The 591-nt window shown below is 65.5% G+C and carries 1 protein-coding gene; it reads left to right on the top strand.

Annotated features, from left to right (window positions below):
• Positions 1–99: 99 nt before the first annotated feature.
• Positions 100–591: P-type conjugative transfer protein TrbG (gene trbG, locus QJT78_RS51955; protein WP_281460925.1), on the top strand; the 492-nt coding region annotated here is incomplete at its 3' end.

Below are 591 nucleotides of genomic sequence, written 5' to 3'. Positions count from 1 at the left end.
CCAATGCACCCAAACACGATCAGACTTCATCCTTGCCTCGTTCTCGCGGTATCCGCCTGCGGCTTGCTGCTTGCCGATGTCAGCGCGCACGCGCAGCCGATGACCGCCAAGGAGCGCAAGGGCACGGGCATTTCGAGCCAATGGCGCGGATCGACCGGCCTTGTGACGCGCGGCGCGGACGGCAAAGTCGTCTTCCTGTTCGGCGAGGTCCAGCCCTCCGTGGTCTGCTCGCCGCTCGAGGTCTGCGACATCGAGCTCGAGGCCGGCGAAGTCGTGCGCGATGTACTGGTTGGCGACACCGTGCGCTGGAAGGTCGAACCGGCGACGTCTGGAGCGGCCGGCGGGCAAGCCATCCACCTGATCGTCAAACCGTCCGAGCCAGGGCTCGTCACCTCGATGGTGGTGACGACCTCGCGGCGAACCTATCACATCCAGCTGAAGTCGAATGCAACCCAATACATGGCGCGCGTCGGCTTCGAATATCCGGAGGCTGTCGGCAGCCGGCTCGCGGACGTCAACACGCGTCTTGGCGCTGAGGTGATTCCGGGCGCTGGCGTGCCCGCCGAGCAGTTGAGCTTCGCCTACAGCGTG

It is taken from the genome of Bradyrhizobium sp. Mp27, from assembly GCF_029953005.1.
In the GTDB taxonomy this organism is placed as follows: Bacteria; Pseudomonadota; Alphaproteobacteria; order Rhizobiales; family Xanthobacteraceae; genus Bradyrhizobium; species Bradyrhizobium barranii.
The sequence above is the reverse complement of the archived record's forward strand: the minus strand, read 5'-3'. Positions and strand labels throughout refer to the sequence as shown.